This window comes from Streptomyces sp. NPDC088915, assembly GCF_044749825.1.
GTDB lineage: Bacteria > Actinomycetota > Actinomycetes > Streptomycetales > Streptomycetaceae > Streptomyces.
The window spans coordinates 33,343-48,444 of record NZ_JBIVIR010000006.1 but is presented as its reverse complement, the minus strand read 5'-3'; the positions used below and the strand labels follow the sequence as shown (position 1 = coordinate 48,444).

At 71.3% G+C, this 15,102-nt stretch carries 19 protein-coding genes and 4 tRNA genes; 8 read left to right on the top strand and 15 right to left on the bottom strand.

Going from position 1 to position 15,102, the window contains the following annotated elements; all coding sequences use genetic code 11:
- Positions 1-42 precede the first annotated feature (42 nt).
- From rplL to ACIP5O_RS12660, 8 genes are all read right to left on the bottom strand, one after another.
- Positions 43-426 (bottom strand): 50S ribosomal protein L7/L12, encoded by a 384-nt coding sequence (gene rplL, locus ACIP5O_RS12695; RefSeq protein WP_383446040.1) that lies wholly within the window; start codon positions 424-426, stop codon positions 43-45.
- Positions 427-539: 113 nt separating this feature from the next.
- On the bottom strand, positions 540-1,070 hold the full coding sequence (gene rplJ, locus ACIP5O_RS12690; protein WP_356541259.1) for a 50S ribosomal protein L10: 531 nt from the start codon (positions 1,068-1,070) through the stop codon (positions 540-542).
- Between the two features lie 251 nt (positions 1,071-1,321).
- A complete protein-coding gene (locus ACIP5O_RS12685) occupies positions 1,322-2,152 on the bottom strand; it encodes a hypothetical protein (protein ID WP_401292081.1) in 831 nt (276 codons plus the stop codon).
- A 113-nt stretch (positions 2,153-2,265) separates the two neighbouring features.
- Entirely contained in the window at positions 2,266-2,994 is a 729-nt protein-coding gene (rplA, locus tag ACIP5O_RS12680; RefSeq protein ID WP_015035537.1) for a 50S ribosomal protein L1, read from the bottom strand.
- A gap of 79 nt (positions 2,995-3,073) precedes the next feature.
- Entirely contained in the window at positions 3,074-3,508 is a 435-nt protein-coding gene (rplK, locus tag ACIP5O_RS12675) for a 50S ribosomal protein L11 (RefSeq protein ID WP_030208950.1), read from the bottom strand.
- 158 nt (positions 3,509-3,666) lie between these two features.
- On the bottom strand, positions 3,667-4,584 hold the full coding sequence (nusG, locus tag ACIP5O_RS12670) for a transcription termination/antitermination protein NusG (RefSeq protein ID WP_401292077.1): 918 nt from the start codon (positions 4,582-4,584) through the stop codon (positions 3,667-3,669).
- 44 nt (positions 4,585-4,628) lie between these two features.
- Positions 4,629-4,916, bottom strand: coding sequence for a preprotein translocase subunit SecE (gene secE / locus ACIP5O_RS12665; protein WP_125657856.1), 288 nt, complete (start codon positions 4,914-4,916; stop codon positions 4,629-4,631).
- Between the two features lie 103 nt (positions 4,917-5,019).
- Positions 5,020-5,092: transfer RNA gene (locus tag ACIP5O_RS12660), tRNA-Trp, on the bottom strand.
- Between the two features lie 203 nt (positions 5,093-5,295).
- Here ACIP5O_RS12660 and ACIP5O_RS12655 point away from each other — a divergent pair.
- The 3 genes from ACIP5O_RS12655 (at position 5,296) to ACIP5O_RS12645 (ending at position 8,324) form a co-directional block, all read left to right on the top strand.
- Complete coding sequence (locus ACIP5O_RS12655; RefSeq protein WP_401292075.1) at positions 5,296-6,522, top strand: pyridoxal phosphate-dependent aminotransferase; 1,227 nt, start codon at positions 5,296-5,298, stop codon at positions 6,520-6,522.
- A gap of 115 nt (positions 6,523-6,637) precedes the next feature.
- Positions 6,638-7,660, top strand: a complete 1,023-nt coding sequence (locus ACIP5O_RS12650) for an adenosine deaminase (protein ID WP_401292073.1) — start codon at positions 6,638-6,640, stop codon at positions 7,658-7,660.
- A 28-nt stretch (positions 7,661-7,688) separates the two neighbouring features.
- Positions 7,689-8,324, top strand: a complete 636-nt coding sequence (locus tag ACIP5O_RS12645; protein WP_401292070.1) for an NAD(P)-dependent oxidoreductase — start codon at positions 7,689-7,691, stop codon at positions 8,322-8,324.
- 14 nt (positions 8,325-8,338) lie between these two features.
- Here ACIP5O_RS12645 and ACIP5O_RS12640 read toward each other — a convergent pair whose 3' ends face one another.
- The 6 genes from ACIP5O_RS12640 to ACIP5O_RS12615 form a co-directional block, all read right to left on the bottom strand.
- Complete coding sequence (locus tag ACIP5O_RS12640; protein ID WP_401292067.1) at positions 8,339-9,394, bottom strand: UDP-N-acetylmuramate dehydrogenase; 1,056 nt, start codon at positions 9,392-9,394, stop codon at positions 8,339-8,341.
- Between the two features lie 61 nt (positions 9,395-9,455).
- Entirely contained in the window at positions 9,456-9,884 is a 429-nt protein-coding gene (locus tag ACIP5O_RS12635; protein WP_401292064.1) for a MaoC family dehydratase, read from the bottom strand.
- 2 nt (positions 9,885-9,886) lie between these two features.
- Positions 9,887-10,339, bottom strand: a complete 453-nt coding sequence (locus ACIP5O_RS12630; RefSeq protein WP_401292061.1) for a MaoC family dehydratase N-terminal domain-containing protein — start codon at positions 10,337-10,339, stop codon at positions 9,887-9,889.
- An 83-nt stretch (positions 10,340-10,422) separates the two neighbouring features.
- A complete protein-coding gene (gene rpmG, locus ACIP5O_RS12625; protein WP_003956487.1) occupies positions 10,423-10,587 on the bottom strand; it encodes a 50S ribosomal protein L33 in 165 nt (54 codons plus the stop codon).
- A gap of 89 nt (positions 10,588-10,676) precedes the next feature.
- Positions 10,677-10,749, bottom strand: a tRNA-Met gene (locus tag ACIP5O_RS12620).
- Positions 10,750-10,792: 43 nt separating this feature from the next.
- Positions 10,793-10,865 (bottom strand) — tRNA-Thr (locus tag ACIP5O_RS12615).
- A 241-nt stretch (positions 10,866-11,106) separates the two neighbouring features.
- Between ACIP5O_RS12615 and ACIP5O_RS12610 the strand changes: the two genes are divergently transcribed.
- Together ACIP5O_RS12610 and ACIP5O_RS12605 are read left to right on the top strand one after the other, a co-directional pair.
- Entirely contained in the window at positions 11,107-12,405 is a 1,299-nt protein-coding gene (locus tag ACIP5O_RS12610; RefSeq protein WP_401292058.1) for an amidohydrolase family protein, read from the top strand.
- 2 nt (positions 12,406-12,407) lie between these two features.
- Positions 12,408-13,064 (top strand): SDR family oxidoreductase, encoded by a 657-nt coding sequence (locus tag ACIP5O_RS12605; RefSeq protein WP_401292055.1) that lies wholly within the window; start codon positions 12,408-12,410, stop codon positions 13,062-13,064.
- A gap of 75 nt (positions 13,065-13,139) precedes the next feature.
- Here the strand turns inward: ACIP5O_RS12605 and ACIP5O_RS12600 are convergent.
- Positions 13,140-13,221 (bottom strand) — tRNA-Tyr (locus ACIP5O_RS12600).
- Between the two features lie 172 nt (positions 13,222-13,393).
- Between ACIP5O_RS12600 and ACIP5O_RS12595 the strand changes: the two genes are divergently transcribed.
- The 3 genes from ACIP5O_RS12595 to ACIP5O_RS12585 all read left to right on the top strand — a co-directional run bounded on the left by ACIP5O_RS12595 (position 13,394) and on the right by ACIP5O_RS12585 (position 15,100).
- Positions 13,394-13,885: a YajQ family cyclic di-GMP-binding protein gene (locus tag ACIP5O_RS12595; RefSeq protein ID WP_062752813.1), complete on the top strand. Its 492-nt coding sequence runs from the start codon at positions 13,394-13,396 to the stop codon at positions 13,883-13,885.
- Positions 13,886-13,979: 94 nt separating this feature from the next.
- Positions 13,980-14,477, top strand: a complete 498-nt coding sequence (locus ACIP5O_RS12590; protein ID WP_401292052.1) for a methylated-DNA--[protein]-cysteine S-methyltransferase — start codon at positions 13,980-13,982, stop codon at positions 14,475-14,477.
- Entirely contained in the window at positions 14,474-15,100 is a 627-nt protein-coding gene (locus ACIP5O_RS12585) for an alpha-ketoglutarate-dependent dioxygenase AlkB family protein (RefSeq protein WP_401292050.1), read from the top strand. Before ACIP5O_RS12590 ends, ACIP5O_RS12585 begins: the two co-directional genes overlap by 4 nt.
- The last annotated feature ends 2 nt before the right edge of the window (positions 15,101-15,102 follow it).

The following is a 15,102-nucleotide window of genomic DNA, read 5'->3' as shown; positions in this document are numbered from 1 at the left end:
TCGCGCGGAAGCGAGAGTCGGCTACAGCGACTCGAAACGGTCTTACTTGACCGTGGCGGAGGCGCCGGCGGCCTTGAGGGACTCGGCGGCCTTCTCGGCGACGTCCTTCGCGACCTTCTCGAGGACCGGCTTCGGGGCGCCGTCGACGAGGTCCTTGGCCTCCTTGAGGCCCAGGGAGGTGAGCTCGCGCACGACCTTGATGACCTGGATCTTCTTGTCGCCGGCACCCTCGAGGATGACGTCGAACTCGTCCTGCTCCTCGGCGGCCTCGGCCGGGGCGCCCGGGCCGGCCGGACCGGCGACGGCGACGGCCGCGGCGGCGGTGACGTCGAACTTCTCCTCGAAGGCCTTCACGAACTCGGAGAGCTCGATGAGGGTCATCTCCTCGAACTGGGCGAGGAGGTCGTCCTGAGAGAGCTTCGCCATGATGGGCGATCCTTCCACTAATTCGGCAGGTGCCGGATGTATGTAGAGGCGGGCGTACTGTCGGCCCGCTGCGATCCGCGCGCTAGGCGGCGCGGATCAATGCGCGAGCCGAGTTACTCGGCACCGCCCTGCTCGGCGAGCTTGACGCGAAGCGCCTCCGCGGTGCGGACGAACTTCGACGGCAGCGCCTGGAGGAGCGAGGCAGTCTGGGACTGCTTGCCCTTGAACGCGCCGGCCAGCTTGCTGAGCAGAACCTCGCGGGACTCGAGGTCCGCGAGCTTCTTGATCTCATCCGCGGAGAGCGCCTTACCGTCAAGGACACCGCCCTTGATGATGAGGTTCGGGTTCTCCTTGGCGAAGTCACGCAGGGCCTTCGCCGACTCCACCGGGTCACCGGTGACGAAGGCGACCGCGGTCGGACCAGCGAAGTGCTCGTCCAGCGCGGTGATCCCGGCCTGGTTGGCCGCAATCTTGGTCAGCGTGTTCTTCACCACGGCGTACTGGGCGTTCTCACCGAGCGAACGACGCAGCGTCTTGAGCTGCGCGACGGTGAGACCCCGGTACTCGGTCAGCACAGCGGCGTTCGAGCTGCGGAACTGGTCCTCCAGCTCGGCCACCGAGGCAGCCTTGTCGGGCCTTGCCATAAGCGTCGGCCTCCTTCCGGGTGATGGGACCGCTCGGAAGGGGCTGAACAAAACAAAACGCCCCGGGCGCAGGCGCACGGGGCTCAGCTCGACCGTTTCACAAGGAATCGGGAACTCTTCCACAGTCACCTGCGCGGGTCGTTCGCATCTCTCAGCGAATCCTTCGGCCACCGCACCCGAACGGGCGCAGAGACGACCAGCGGTCTTTGGCTTCCTCGGAAGAGTACGCGACCGGGTCGGCCGGGGGCAAATCAGCCCCGACCGCTCCCCCCGCCGCGGCCCTTGGTGAACTTCGCGAGCAGTTCCGCGAAGCCGATCGTGTCGCCGGCGGGCGGGGTCCGGACGTCGACCTCGGTGCCGTAGTCGGTGGAGGTCGTGATGAGCTTCGTCAGCGAGCCGTCGGTGTCGGTCGTGAGGACCGTGCGCCGCGGATAGCCGTCCGCGCCGATCCAGACCTCCAGGTGCCTGCCCCCGGGGAGGTCTCCCCCGTAGGCCCGCGCACCGGGCTCCTCCACCGCGCCGAGGGGCTTCAGCGTGGACGACTTCGCGAGGAGGCCGAGCTCCTCGGCGGGGTCCTGGTTGACGCCGCTCAGCCCGGCGGTCAGCTGGGTCACGAGCCCGTCGTCCGCGCCGGGGCCCTCCAGGTCGACCTTCAGCCAGCGCCTGCCGCCCGTGAGCGCGGTCCGCCCGGCGCCCACGTCGGTGTACGCGGCTCCGCCGGCCGCGACCACGCGCGTCTCGGCGGGGGCGCCGGGGACGGCCGCCAGGTACGTGGAGGCGGTGACCTTCAGGTCCGCGACCGAGGGACCCCATTTGCGGACACCGGTGAAGGTGCTGCTGCCGGCCGCCCGGCCGCCGCTCACCACGACCTGCATCCGGACCTTGGCGCTCTTGGCCGCCGCCGTCTTCTCGTACGCGGCCCGGACGGCCTTCGCGGCCTCCTCCCGGTCCCGGGTCCCCGCCGACGCGGACGGGGAGCCGGCCCGCTTCGCGGCGCCGCCGTCCGCGCACCCCGCGACGCCCGTCACGACGAGCGCGGCCGCCAGGGCGACGAGGGCGCTCTTCCACGTGGTTCCGCTCATGGCCGTCCCCACCTCTTGATCGGCTCCTTGTGGTCCGACCGTAGACAAGAAGCCGGCCCCGCGCCTCCGGAGAGGTGCGGGGCCGGCTGACCACTTCAGCGAGCCGATGGGGCTCAGACCGCGGCCGGGTCCTCCTCGACGAGGAGGTTGCGGGTGCGGTTGGAGTCCAGCGGGATGCCGGGGCCCATCGTCGTCGTCAGGGTCGCCTTCTTGATGTAGCGGCCCTTGGCGGCGGACGGCTTCAGACGGAGGATCTCCTCCAGGGCCGCGGCGTAGTTCTCGACCAGCTTCGTCTCGTCGAAGGAGACCTTGCCGATGATGAAGTGCAGGTTCGAGTGCTTGTCGACGCGGAACTCGATCTTGCCGCCCTTGATGTCGTTGACAGCCTTGGCGACATCGGGGGTGACGGTGCCGACCTTGGGGTTCGGCATGAGACCACGCGGGCCGAGGACGCGGCCGAGGCGGCCGACCTTGCCCATGAGGTCCGGGGTGGCCACCACGGCGTCGAACTCGTTCAGGCGGTTGCCCTTGGAGATCTCGTCGATGAGCTCGTCGGAGCCGACGATGTCGGCGCCGGCGGCGATCGCGGCCTCGGCACGGTCACCGGTCGCGAAGACCAGGACCCGGGCGGTCTTACCGGTGCCGTGCGGGAGGTTCACGGTGCCACGGACCATCTGGTCGGCCTTGCGCGGGTCGACACCCAGGCGGAAGGCGACCTCGACGGTGCCGTCGAACTTCGTGGTGGCGGTGTCCTTGGCGAGACGGACGGCCTCGAGGGGAGCGTAGTTCCGCTCGCGGTCGACCTTGGCGTCCGCGCCGCGGAGAGCCTTGCTGCGCTTCACTTCTTCTCCTGTTGGTTCAGGTGTGGAGTCGTGGTGCGGACCAGCGCTTGGTCCTACCACTGGATCACAAGGGGGGTGATCAGCCCTCGACCGTGATGCCCATGGAGCGGGCGGTGCCGGCGATGATCTTCGACGCGGCGTCGAGGTCGTTGGCGTTCAGGTCGGGGAGCTTGACCGAGGCGATCTCGCGGACCTGGGCGGCCGTGAGCTTGGCGACCTTGGTCTTGTGCGGCTCGCCGGAGCCCTTGTCCACACCGGCGGCCTTGAGGATCAGCTTCGCGGCCGGCGGGGTCTTGGTGATGAAGGTGAAGGAACGGTCCTCGTAGACCGTGATCTCCACCGGCACGACCATGCCGCGCTGCGACTCGGTCGCGGCGTTGTAGGCCTTGCAGAACTCCATGATGTTGACGCCGTGCTGACCCAGCGCGGGGCCGACCGGCGGGGCCGGGTTGGCCGCACCGGCGTTGATCTGGAGCTTGATAAGCCCCGTGACCTTCTTCTTCTTGGGAGGCATTGCTCTCTCCGGGTCCTAGTGAGAGTGTTCAGCCCGCCATCCGGACATCCGGATGGAGGCATACCGCACCACGATAACGGGTATACACGTGCGGCTAAAAACCGAGCAGGTCAGAGCGGCTGCGACAGCCGCTCTGACCTGGTCGGAAAACCGTGGGATCAGTTCTTCTGGATCTGGTCGAAGCTGAGCTCGACCGGGGTCTCGCGGCCGAAGATCTCGACGAGGCCCTTGACCTTCTTCGAGTCGGCGTTGATCTCGTTGATCGTGGCCTGGAGGGTGGCGAAGGGGCCGTCGGTGACGGTGACCGAGTCGCCGACCTCGAAGTCCAGGACCTGGACCTCCAGCTTGCGGGCCGGAGCCGGCTTGCCCTCGGCCTCGGCGGCCTCGCGGGCGGCCTTCTCCTCGGCCTCCGGGGCGAGCATCTTGACGATCTCGTCCAGGGTCAGCGGGTACGGGTCGTAGGCGTTGCCCACGAAGCCGGTGACGCCGGGGGTGTTGCGGACGACGCCCCAGGACTCGTTCGTGAGGTCCATGCGGACGAGCACGTAGCCGGGGAGCTTGTTCTGCTTGACGTTCTTCCGCTCGCCGCCCTTGATCTGGACGATCTCTTCCTCGGGGACCTCGGCCTGGTAGATGAAGTCCTCGACGTTGAGCGAGACGGCGCGCTGCTCCAGGTTGGCCTTCACGCGCTTCTCGTAGCCCGCGTAGGTGTGGATGACGTACCACTCGCCGGGGAGGGTGCGCAGTTCCTCGCGGAGCGCGGCGACCGGGTCGACCGGGGCGGCCTCCTCCTCGGTCTCCTCGACCTCGGCGGCGGCCTCGTCCTCGACGGTCTCGACGTCGTCGTCGGACTCCTCGGTGTCCTCGTCGGACTCCTCGGTGTCCTCGTCGGACTCCTCGACGTCCTCGTCGGACTCGTCCTCGGCGCCCTCGTCCTCGACGGTCTCGTCGGCGGCGGCCTCGCCCGCAGCGTCGTCAGCAGCGTCGGCCTGGTCCTCGTCGGCGGCCTCGACGATGTCCAGCTCGTCCTCGGCGGACTCAGACTCGAAGGCGTCGTTCAGGTTCGCGTCAGACACGGTGGCTGCTTCTTCCTGCGATACAGATGGGGTGGAACAAAAAGTCAGCCGAAGACGTACTTGACTGCTTCCTGGAAGCCATAGTCAATCACGGTGACAAGGCCGATCATGATGACGACGAAGACGATCACCACGGTGGTGTACGTCGACAGCTGGCTGCGCGTGGGCCAGACGACCTTGCGGAGCTCCGCGATGATCTGGCGGTAGAAGAGCGCGAGGCGGCCCAGAGGGCCCTTCTTCCCGCGCTTTCCGCCCTTACGGGACTTCTTCTTCGACTCTGCGGTCTCGTCGTCGGCATCAGGCGTGTCGATGGAGCCTACGGCGTCCGTCACGATGTCTCACCTGATTCCGGGTCGGCCGTGCCGCGCCCGGGTGGAGCCGCACGGCGGTGCAATGAAGTACGTACATGCGCACAACACCTGGCGGTGTGTGTAGCAGGGCCGGAGGGACTTGAACCCCCAACCGCCGGTTTTGGAGACCGGTGCTCTACCAATTGAGCTACGACCCTTTGTCAGTTACCCAACCTACCGCATCGTGAGACGCGGCCGGTGCGGACCAACGAGGAGTGAGCATACGTGGTCATGGGCCCCTACGTCGAACAGGAACCGCGCCGACCTGCCGACGGGCGTGCGTACGACCGGGAATGACCGTTCCTGTCCGCTCCGTGAAACCTGTGTGCCCGCCGCCGAGACGGTCTGGGACGATGGCCGCATGAGCGCTGCTACCCCTCCCACCGAGCGTCGGGTCTCCGCCCGGATCGGTGCGATCTCCGAGTCCGCCACCCTCGCCGTCGACGCCAAGGCCAAGGCCCTCAAGGCCGCCGGCCGTCCGGTGATCGGTTTCGGCGCGGGCGAGCCCGACTTCCCGACCCCCGACTACATCGTCGAGGCGGCCGTGGAGGCCTGCAAGAACCCCAAGTACCACCGCTACACGCCGGCCGGCGGCCTGCCCGAGCTGAAGGCCGCCATCGCCGCCAAGACGCTGCGCGACTCCGGCTACGAGGTCGACGCGTCCCAGGTCCTGGTGACCAACGGCGGCAAGCAGGCGATCTACGAGGCCTTCGCCGCGATCCTCGACCCGGGCGACGAGGTCATCGTCCCGGCGCCGTACTGGACGACGTACCCCGAGTCGATCCGCCTCGCGGGCGGCGTCCCGGTGGAGGTCGTGGCCGACGAGACGACCGGCTACCGGGTCTCGGTGGAGCAGCTGGAGGCGGCCCGCACGGAGAAGACCAAGGTCGTCCTCTTCGTCTCCCCCTCGAACCCGACCGGCGCCGTCTACAGCGAGGCCGACGCCGAGGCGATCGGCCGCTGGGCCGTCGAGCACGGCCTGTGGGTCCTGACGGACGAGATCTACGAGCACCTGGTCTACGGCGACGCGAAGTTCACCTCGCTGCCGGCGATCGTGCCCGAGCTGCGCGACAAGTGCGTCGTGGTCAACGGCGTGGCGAAGACGTACGCGATGACGGGCTGGCGCGTCGGGTGGATCGTGGGCCCGAAGGACGTCGTGAAGGCCGCCACGAACCTCCAGTCGCACGCCACGTCCAACGTGAGCAACGTCGCGCAGGTCGCCGCGCTCGCCGCCGTCTCCGGGAACCTGGACGCGGTCGCGGAGATGCGCACCGCCTTCGACCGGCGCCGCCAGACGATCGTGCGGATGCTGAACGAGATCGACGGCGTCGTCTGCCCGACCCCGGAGGGCGCGTTCTACGTGTACCCCTCGGTCAAGGAGCTGCTCGGCAGGGAGATCCGCGGCAAGCGCCCGCAGACCTCGGTCGAGCTGGCCGCCCTCATCCTGGACGAGGCCGAGGTCGCGGTCGTCCCGGGCGAGGCCTTCGGCACCCCCGGCTACCTGCGCCTGTCGTACGCGCTCGGCGACGAGGACCTGGTGGAGGGCGTGTCCCGGATCCAGAAGCTGCTGGCCGAGGCGACCGCCTGACCGCAGTTCGTCACGGGCCCCGGTTCCCCGGAACCGGGGCCCGTTTCTGCGTTCGGGAGGCTCCCGATCGGGGAAAGGGCTGTCCTCCCCCGTTCGGGTGCGGCAGGATCGGTCGATGGAGCACGATTTCCGCGACCTCACCCTGTTGCCCAAGGCCCATCTGCACCTGCACTTCACCGGTTCGATGCGGCCCACGACGCTGATCGAGCTGGCCGACAAGTACGGCGTGCACCTCCCCGAAGCGCTGAGCAGCGGTACGCCCCCCAAGCTGCGGGCGACCGACGAGCGCGGCTGGTTCCGCTTCCAGCGCCTCTACGACATCGCCCGCTCGTGCCTGCGCGCGCCGGAGGACATCCGGCGGCTGGTCCGCGAGGCGGCCGAGGAGGACGTCAGGGACGGTTCGGGGTGGCTGGAGATCCAGGTCGACCCCACCTCGTACGCCCCGCACCTCGGCGGGCTCATCCCGGCCCTGGAGATCATCCTGGACGCGGTCGAGTCGGCCTCCCGGGACACCGGGCTCGGCATGCGGGTCCTGGTGGCGGCGAACCGGATGAAGCACCCCCTGGAGGCCCGCACCCTGGCCCGGCTCGCGGTCCGGTTCGCGGACCGGGGCGTGGTGGGCTTCGGGCTCTCCAACGACGAGCGCCGGGGCATGGCCCGGGACTTCGACCGGGCGTTCGCCATCGCCCGCGACGGCGGCCTCCTGGCGGCCCCGCACGGCGGCGAGCTGACGGGCCCGGCGTCGGTGCGGGACTGCCTGGACGACCTGCGGGCGGCCCGGGTCGGCCACGGGGTGCGGGCGGCGGAGGACCCGAGGCTGCTGCGCAGGCTCGCCGAGCGCGGGGTGACCTGCGAGGTCTGCCCGGCGTCGAACGTGGCCCTCGGGGTGTACGAGAGGCACGAGGACGTACCGCTGCGGACCCTCTTCGACGCGGGGGTGCCGATGGCGCTCGGCGCGGACGACCCGCTGCTCTTCGGCTCGCGGCTCGCGGCGCAGTACGAGATCGCCCGCCGGCACCACGGCTTCACGGACGCGGAACTGGCCGAGCTGGCACGGCAGTCGGTGCGGGGTTCGGCGGCACCCGAGGGGGTACGCGAGAAGCTGCTCGCGGGGATCGACGACTGGATCGGGTCCTGAACGGGCCCTGCCACGGGGGAGGCACGGGATGAGGCTCACCGTCTTCGGCGCGACCGGCGGCGTCGGCCGGGAGGTCGTCCGCCAGGCGCTGGCCGCGGGCCACGAGGTGACGGCGGTGGTGCGGAACCCGGCGCGGCTCGCGGCGACCGGCACGCGGCTCGTGGTCCGCCGGGCCGAGGACCTGTCCGATCCCGGGGAGCTGCGCGCGGCGATCGCGGGACGGGACGCGGTGCTCTCGGGCCTCGGGGCCAGGAGCCGGGCGGACGCGGGCGTGGCGGCCCGGCTGACCCGCTCGGTGCTCGCGGCGATGGAGGCCGAGAAGGTGCGCCGCCTCCTGGTGGTCAGCGCGGCCCCGCTGGGCCCGGTCCCGGCCGGTCGGGCCCTCGTGGACAGGGCGGCCGTCGCGGTCGTGGGCGCGGTCCTGAAGGACGTCCACGCCGACCTGCGGGCCATGGAGGCCGACCTGGCCGCGAGCGACGCCGACTGGACGGCCGTGCGCCCGCCCCGGCTGACGGACGGGCCGGGCACCGGCCGTTACCGCACGGTCGTCGCCGGCACCCCGCCCCGGGGCCGCTTCCTGGCCCGCGCGGACGTGGCCCACGCGATGCTGGCGATGATCGACGACCCGTCGACGGTCAAGCAGGGCGTGGGCGTCGCGTACTAGCCGTACCAGCCGTACTAGATCTCGACGCCGACGGTGACGGGCTCGTTGACGAGGGTGATCCCGAAGGCGTCCCTGACCCCGGCGACGACCTCGCGGGCGAGGGCGAGGAGGTCCTCGGTGGTCGCCCCGCCCCGGTTGGTGAGGGCGAGCGTGTGCTTGGTGGAGATCCGGGCGGGCCCGGAGCCGTACCCCTTGGTGAACCCGGCCCGGTCGATCAGCCAGGCCGCCGAGGTCTTCACCGCGCCGTCGCCTGCCGGGAAGGCGGGCGGGACGACGTCGGGGCCGAGCCGCTCGGCCACGCGCGCGAGGAAGGCCTCGTACTGCCCGGCCGTGAGGATCGGGTTGGTGAAGAAGGAGCCGGCCGACCAGGTGTCGTGGTCCTCCGGGTCCAGGACCATGCCCTTGCCGGCGCGCAGCTTCAGGACGGTCTCGCGGGCGGCGGCGAGCGGGACGCGGTCGCCGGCCCCGACGCCGAGGGCGCGGGCGGTCTCGGCGTACTTGATCGGCGCGGAGAGCCCGTCGGCGTCCTCCAGGTCGAAGCGGACCCGCAGCACGACGTACCGCTCGGGGTGCTCCTTGAAGCGGCTGTGCCGGTACGAGAAGGCGCACTCGGCGTTGGTCAGCGTGACCGTCTCGCGGGTGGTCCGGTCGTACGCGACGACCTCGGTGACGGTGGCGGAGACGTCCTGCCCGTACGCGCCGACGTTCTGGATCGGGGTGGCCCCGGCCGAGCCGGGGATCCCGGCCAGGCACTCGATCCCGGCGAGCCCGGCCTCGACGGTCCGCGCGACGGCGTCCGTCCAGACCTCTCCGGCGGCCAGCTCCAGACGGGTCCCGTCGAGGGAGAAGCCGGTGGTGGCGATCCGGAGCGCGGTGCCGTCGAAGCCCTTGTCCCCGATGACCAGGTTGGACCCGCCGCCGATGATCAGCAGCGGCGTCCCGGCGTCGTCGGCCTCGCGGACGGCCGCGATCACCTCGTCGTCGGTGGTGGCGGTGACGAGGCGGGAGGCGGGGCCGCCGAGACGGAAGGTGGTGAGGGGGGCGAGGGGGGCGTCGTTGAGGAGCTGCACGGGGCCAAGAGTACGTTCCAGCCGCGGGTGGAACGTTCCACCCGCGGCTGGAACAAACGCGTCAGGCGAGCCGCACCACGGCCCGGCTCATTCCCAGGACCTTCTGGCCCGCGCTGGTCGCCGTGAGGTCCACCCGTACCAGGCCGTCGTCCAGCTTGGCGGCGACCTTGGCGGCGACCTCGATCAGGGCGCCGGTGTCGTCGTCGGGGACGACGACGGGCTTGGTGAAGCGGACGCCGTACTCGACGACGGCGGCGGGGTCGCCGGCCCAGTCGGTGACGACGCGGATCGCCTCGGCCATGGTGAACATGCCGTGGGCGATGACGTCCGGGAGCCCGACCCCGACCGCGAACTTCTCGTTCCAGTGGATGGGGTTGAAGTCCCCGGAGGCACCGGCGTACCGGACGAGGGTGGCGCGGGTCACGGGGAAGGCCTGCGCGGGCAGTTCGGTGCCGACCTCGACCTCGTCGTAGGCGATCTTCGCGGTCATGGTCAGGCCTCCTCGGGCGCTCGGGAGACGAGCTTGGTCCAGGCGGTGACGACGTGCTCGCCGGTCTCGTCGTGGACCTCGCCGCGGACGTCCAGGATGTCGTTGCCGGCGAGGGACTTGACCGCCTCGATGGTGGAGGTGACCGAGAGCCGGTCCCCGGCCCGTACGGGGCGGGTGTAGGCGAACTTCTGGTCGCCGTGGACGACCCGGCTGTAGTCGAGGCCGAGCTGCGGGTCCTCGACGACCTGTCCGGCCGCCTTGAACGTGATGGCGAACACGAAGGTGGGCGGGGCGATCACGTCGGGGTGACCGAGCGCCTTGGCCGCCCCGGCGTCGGTGTACGCGGGGTTGGCGTCCCCGATCGCCTCCGCGAACTCGCGGATCTTCTCGCGGCCGACCTCGTAGGGCGGGGTGGGCGGATAGGTCCGGCCCACGAAGGACTGGTCGAGCGCCATGGACTCGATACCTCCTGGATCTGTTGCCGACAAACGACACGAGGCCGCCCCCGGAATGGGGGCGGCCTCGTGTACGAGCCTGATTAGCGCGTCTCGCGGTGCGCGGTGTGCGAGTTGCAGCGGGGGCAGTGCTTCTTCATCTCAAGACGGTCCGGGTTGTTACGCCGGTTCTTCTTGGTGATGTAGTTCCGCTCCTTGCACTCCACGCAGGCCAGCGTGATCTTCGGGCGGACGTCGGTGGCAGCCACGTGAGTGCTCCTTGGACGGACGGTTGGACGGATGAACGCATAAAAGGGTAGCCGATCGAAGGACCGACCCCGCAATCGGCTACCGTGTGTAGCGGTGACCGGACTTGAACCGGTGACACAGCGATTATGAGCCGCTTGCTCTACCGACTGAGCTACACCGCTTTGATGATCCGGATCCCGCCCGAAGGCGGGTCCTTCTCACCAGAGCCCCAATACGGAATCGAACCGTAGACCTTCTCCTTACCATGGAGACGCTCTACCGACTGAGCTATTGGGGCGAGCGAGGAAGACATTACACGGTCTCCGGCCCATCTCCCAAATCCGTTTCCCCGCGACGATTCGGGCCCTCCCACCAGGCGTCACGTACGCCACACGTACGCCACACGTGCGCTCATCGGTACGCCCGTCGCGCCCCTCCCCGCAGGTCACCGCGGGCGCCCCTAGGCTCGGCCGCACGCCGCGTGATCCCGATCGCGATTCCGACCCCGATTCCGACCCCGAGGAGCGTTGAGGAGCCGGATGCCAGCCGACAGCAAGCAGCCCCAGCCGCCCGAGGACGGGGCCGCGGCCGGCGCCGGCCCGACCTCCCTCCTGCTCTCGCACGCGCGGCTCGCCGACGGGCGGACCGTGGACGTGCGGCTCGTGGGCGACCGGATCGAGGCGGTCGGTACGGCGGGCAGCCTCGCGCCCGTGGCCGCGGGGGCCCGGGTGGACCTCACGGGGTACCTGCTGCTGCCCGCTCCCGCCGAGCCGCACGCCCACGCCGACACCGCGTTCTCCGCCGACCTCCCCGGCCCCGGCTCCGGCCCCGTCCCGTACGACGGGGAGGAGGTGCGGCGCCGGGCCACGGAGGCCGCGCTGCTCCAGCTCGGGCACGGCGCGACCGCGCTGCGCGCGCACGTGGGGATCGACGACGGGCAGGGCCTCGGACCGCTGGAGGAGGTGCTCCGGGCCCGGCGTTCGCTGCACGGCCTCGGCGAGCTGCTGCCCGTCGCCGTGCCCCGGCTGCTGACCGGGGCGGCGGGGGCGGACGGGCGGGCGCTCCTGCGGGACGCGGTGCGGAGGGGCGCGGTCGCGGTCGGCGGCCGACCGGACCCGGACCCCGATCCGGCCGGGCACGCGGCGGTGGTCCTGGAGGTCGCGGCGGAGCACGGCGTACCGGTGGACCTGCACACGGAGGGTGGCGATCCGGCGTGGCTGGCCCGGCTGGCGGCGATGGCCGGGGAGCTGGGGACGGGGGTGACGATCGGCCCGTGCGCGGGCCTCGCCCGTCTCCCTCCGGAGGTGGCGGGGCGGGCGGCGGAGCGGCTGGCGGCGGCCGGCGTGGGGGTGGTGTGCCTGCCGCAGGGCGGGTGCCGGGACGCGGGGTCGCGGGGCGTGGCGCCGGTGGGGCTGCTGCGGTCGGCGGGGGTGCGGGTGGCGGCCGGGAGCGGGGCGCTGCGGGACGCGGCCAACCCGGTGGGGCGCGGGGATCCGCTGGAGGCGGCGTACCTGCTGGCCTCGCAGGGCGGGCTCGCGCCGGAGGAGGCGTACGGGGCGGTGGGCGCGGAGGCGCGGGCGGTGCTGGGCCTTCCGGAGGTGCGGGTGGAGGCGGGCTTTCCGGCGGAGCTGCTCGCGGTGCGGGGCGAGCGGCTCGCGGGCGTGCTGTCCCTGGCGTACAGCCGGATCGTGGTGCACCGGGGGCGGGTGGTGGCGCGGACGAGCGCGGTGCGGGAGTACTGCGACTCGGCGGCGGCGCTCGACCTGCCGCGACAGGCGCGGACGAAGCGGCCGCCCGGGCCGGGGGGCCCTCGGGCCGGTCCCGTCGTACGGTCGTGAGTATGCGCATCGTCATCGCTGGAGGACACGGACAGATCGCCCTGCGCCTGGAGAGGCTGCTCTCGGCGGGCGGGCACGAAGTGGCGGGGATCATCCGCCGGCCGGAACAGGCGGCGGACCTGCGGGAGGCGGGTGCCGAACCCGTGGTCCTGGACCTGGAGACGGCGTCGTCCCCCATGGTCGCCGACGCCCTGCGGGGCGCCGACGCGGTGGTCTTCGCCGCGGGTGCGGGTCCGGGCAGCGGGGCGGACCGCAAGGACACGGTGGACCGGGGGGCCGCGGTGCTCCTCGCGGACGCGGCGGAACGGGCGGGGGTGCGGCGGTACGTCGTCGTCTCCTCGATGGGCGCGGACGCGTCCCACCCGGGCGACGAGATCTTCGACACCTATCTGCGGGCCAAGGGCGCGGCCGACGACGAGATCCGCTCCCGTACGGCCCTGGACTGGACGATCCTGCGCCCCGGCACCCTCACGAACGACGCGGGCACGGGCCTGGTCCGCCTGGAGGCCCGCACGGGCCGCGGCCCGGTCCCCCGCGACGACGTGGCGGCGGTCGTCGCGGAACTCCTGGACACCCCGGCGACGTCCGGCCTCACCCTGGAACTGACCTCGGGCTCGACGCCGCTCTCGGTGGCGGTGAAGGCGGTGGCCGGAAACTGACCCGGGGCGGCGTCGTGCACCCCGCACAACGAGAGAGGGTCCCCGGTACGCGTACCGGGGACCCTCAACATCGCGTGGCGGCGCCAGGATTCGAACCTGGGTAGGCTAAGCCGACGGATTTACAGTCCGCTCCCATTGGCCACTCGGGCACACCGCCATGGGATCGTCGCCTTGCAGATCCGCTTTTCGGCGGTGCTCCGTGGCAACGACGTAAACAATACCTGATCCCCGGGGGTGCTCCGCCACCGGTTTGATCAGCGGTTCGGGCCGTGGCTCGCCCCCTAGGCTTTGCGCTGTATCCACAGCACCCGAGCAAGGAGCCACGAGTCATGGCCGACTCCAGTTTCGACATCGTCTCCAAGGTCGATCGGCAGGAGGTCGACAACGCCCTCAACCAGGCCGTCAAGGAGATCTCGCAGCGCTACGACTTCAAGGGGACCAACGCCTCGATCTCCTGGTCGGGCGAGAAGATCCTCATGCAGGCGAACGGCGAGGAGCGGGTCAACGCGATCCTCGACATCTTCCAGTCCAAGCTGATCAAGCGGGGGATCTCGCTCAAGTCGCTGGACGTCGAGGGCGAGCCGCAGCTCTCCGGCAAGGAGTACAAGCTCTTCGCCTCGGTCACCGAGGGCATCTCCCAGGAGAACGCCAAGAAGGTCGCGAAGACCATCCGCGACGAGGGCCCCAAGGGCGTCAAGGCGCAGGTGCAGGGCGACGAGCTGCGGGTCAGCTCGAAGAGCCGGGACGACCTCCAGGCCGTGCAGGCGCTCCTCAAGGGCAAGGACTTCGACTTCGCGATCCAGTTCGTGAACTACCGCTAGCCCCGTCGAGGGTCGTGTCCGAATCCCGCCGGTCCCCTCGTCGGCGGCCCCGCACACTGGGTCGTGGAAGAGCCGTGCGGGAGAGGAAGCAGTCATGACCGTGTACGCGTACGTGGACGGCCCCCTGGGCGAGATGCTGCTGGTCGGGCGGCTCGCGCCGGGGGGTCGTGCCGTGCTGCGCTCGTTGTCCCTGCCGGGGCAGAGGGGCGGCGTCGTGGTCGAGGACGGCTGGACGCGTGCGCCCGGGGCCTTCGAGGAGGTCGCCGGGCAGTTGCGGGAGTACTTCGCCGGGGAGCGGGAGCGGTTCGAGGTGCCGGTCGACGGTGACGCCGGGACGGAGTTCCAGCAGCGTGTCTGGCGGGCCCTCGAAGAAGTGCCGTACGGCTCCACCGTCTCGTACGGGGAGATCGCCCGGCGGGTCGGTTCGGCGGGGGCCGGGGTGCGGGCCGTGGGCACCGCGATCGGGCGCAATCCGCTGCTCGTGGTGCGGCCCTGCCACCGGGTGATCGGGGCCGACGGGGCCCTGCGCGGGTACGCCGCCGGGGTCGAGCGCAAGGAGCGGCTGCTGGGCCTGGAGGGGGCCCTGGTGTGAGTGAGGGGCTCTTTCCCCGGGAACGGGTCGTCGTCGCGCCCGGGGCCGTGCACGTGCCCGCGTGGCTGCCGTTCTCGCGGCAGCGGGAGCTGGTGGACGCCTGCCGGGAGTGGGGGCGCGGGCCCTTTCCGTACCGGCGGACCGTGCTGCCGGGCGGGGGCGTCATGTCGGTGCGGTCGCTGTGTCTGGGGCGGCAGTGGGTGCCGTACCGGTATCTCGACGCCGTCGGCCTCGAACTGCCCGAGTGGCTGGTTTCGCTCGGGCGGGAGGCCGTTGCCGAGGCGTACGGGGAGCACGGCGGTTTCACGCCCGACACCGCGCTCGTGAACTTCTACGCGCCCGAGGCGCGGATGGGCATGCACCAGGACCGGGAGGAGCGCTCCGGGGCGCCGGTGGTGTCGCTGAGCCTGGGGGACCGGTGCGTGTTCCGGTTCGGGAACGCGGAGGGCCGGGGGCGGCCCCACAGGGACGTCGAGCTGGTCTCCGGCGACCTGTTCGTCTTCGGCGGGCCCTCGCGGTGGGCGCACCACGGGGTGCCCCGGGTGTTCCCCGGGACCGCCGAGCCCGCCCTCGGGGTGAGGGGGCGGCTCAACATCACCCTGCGGGAGACCGGGATGCCGTAGTT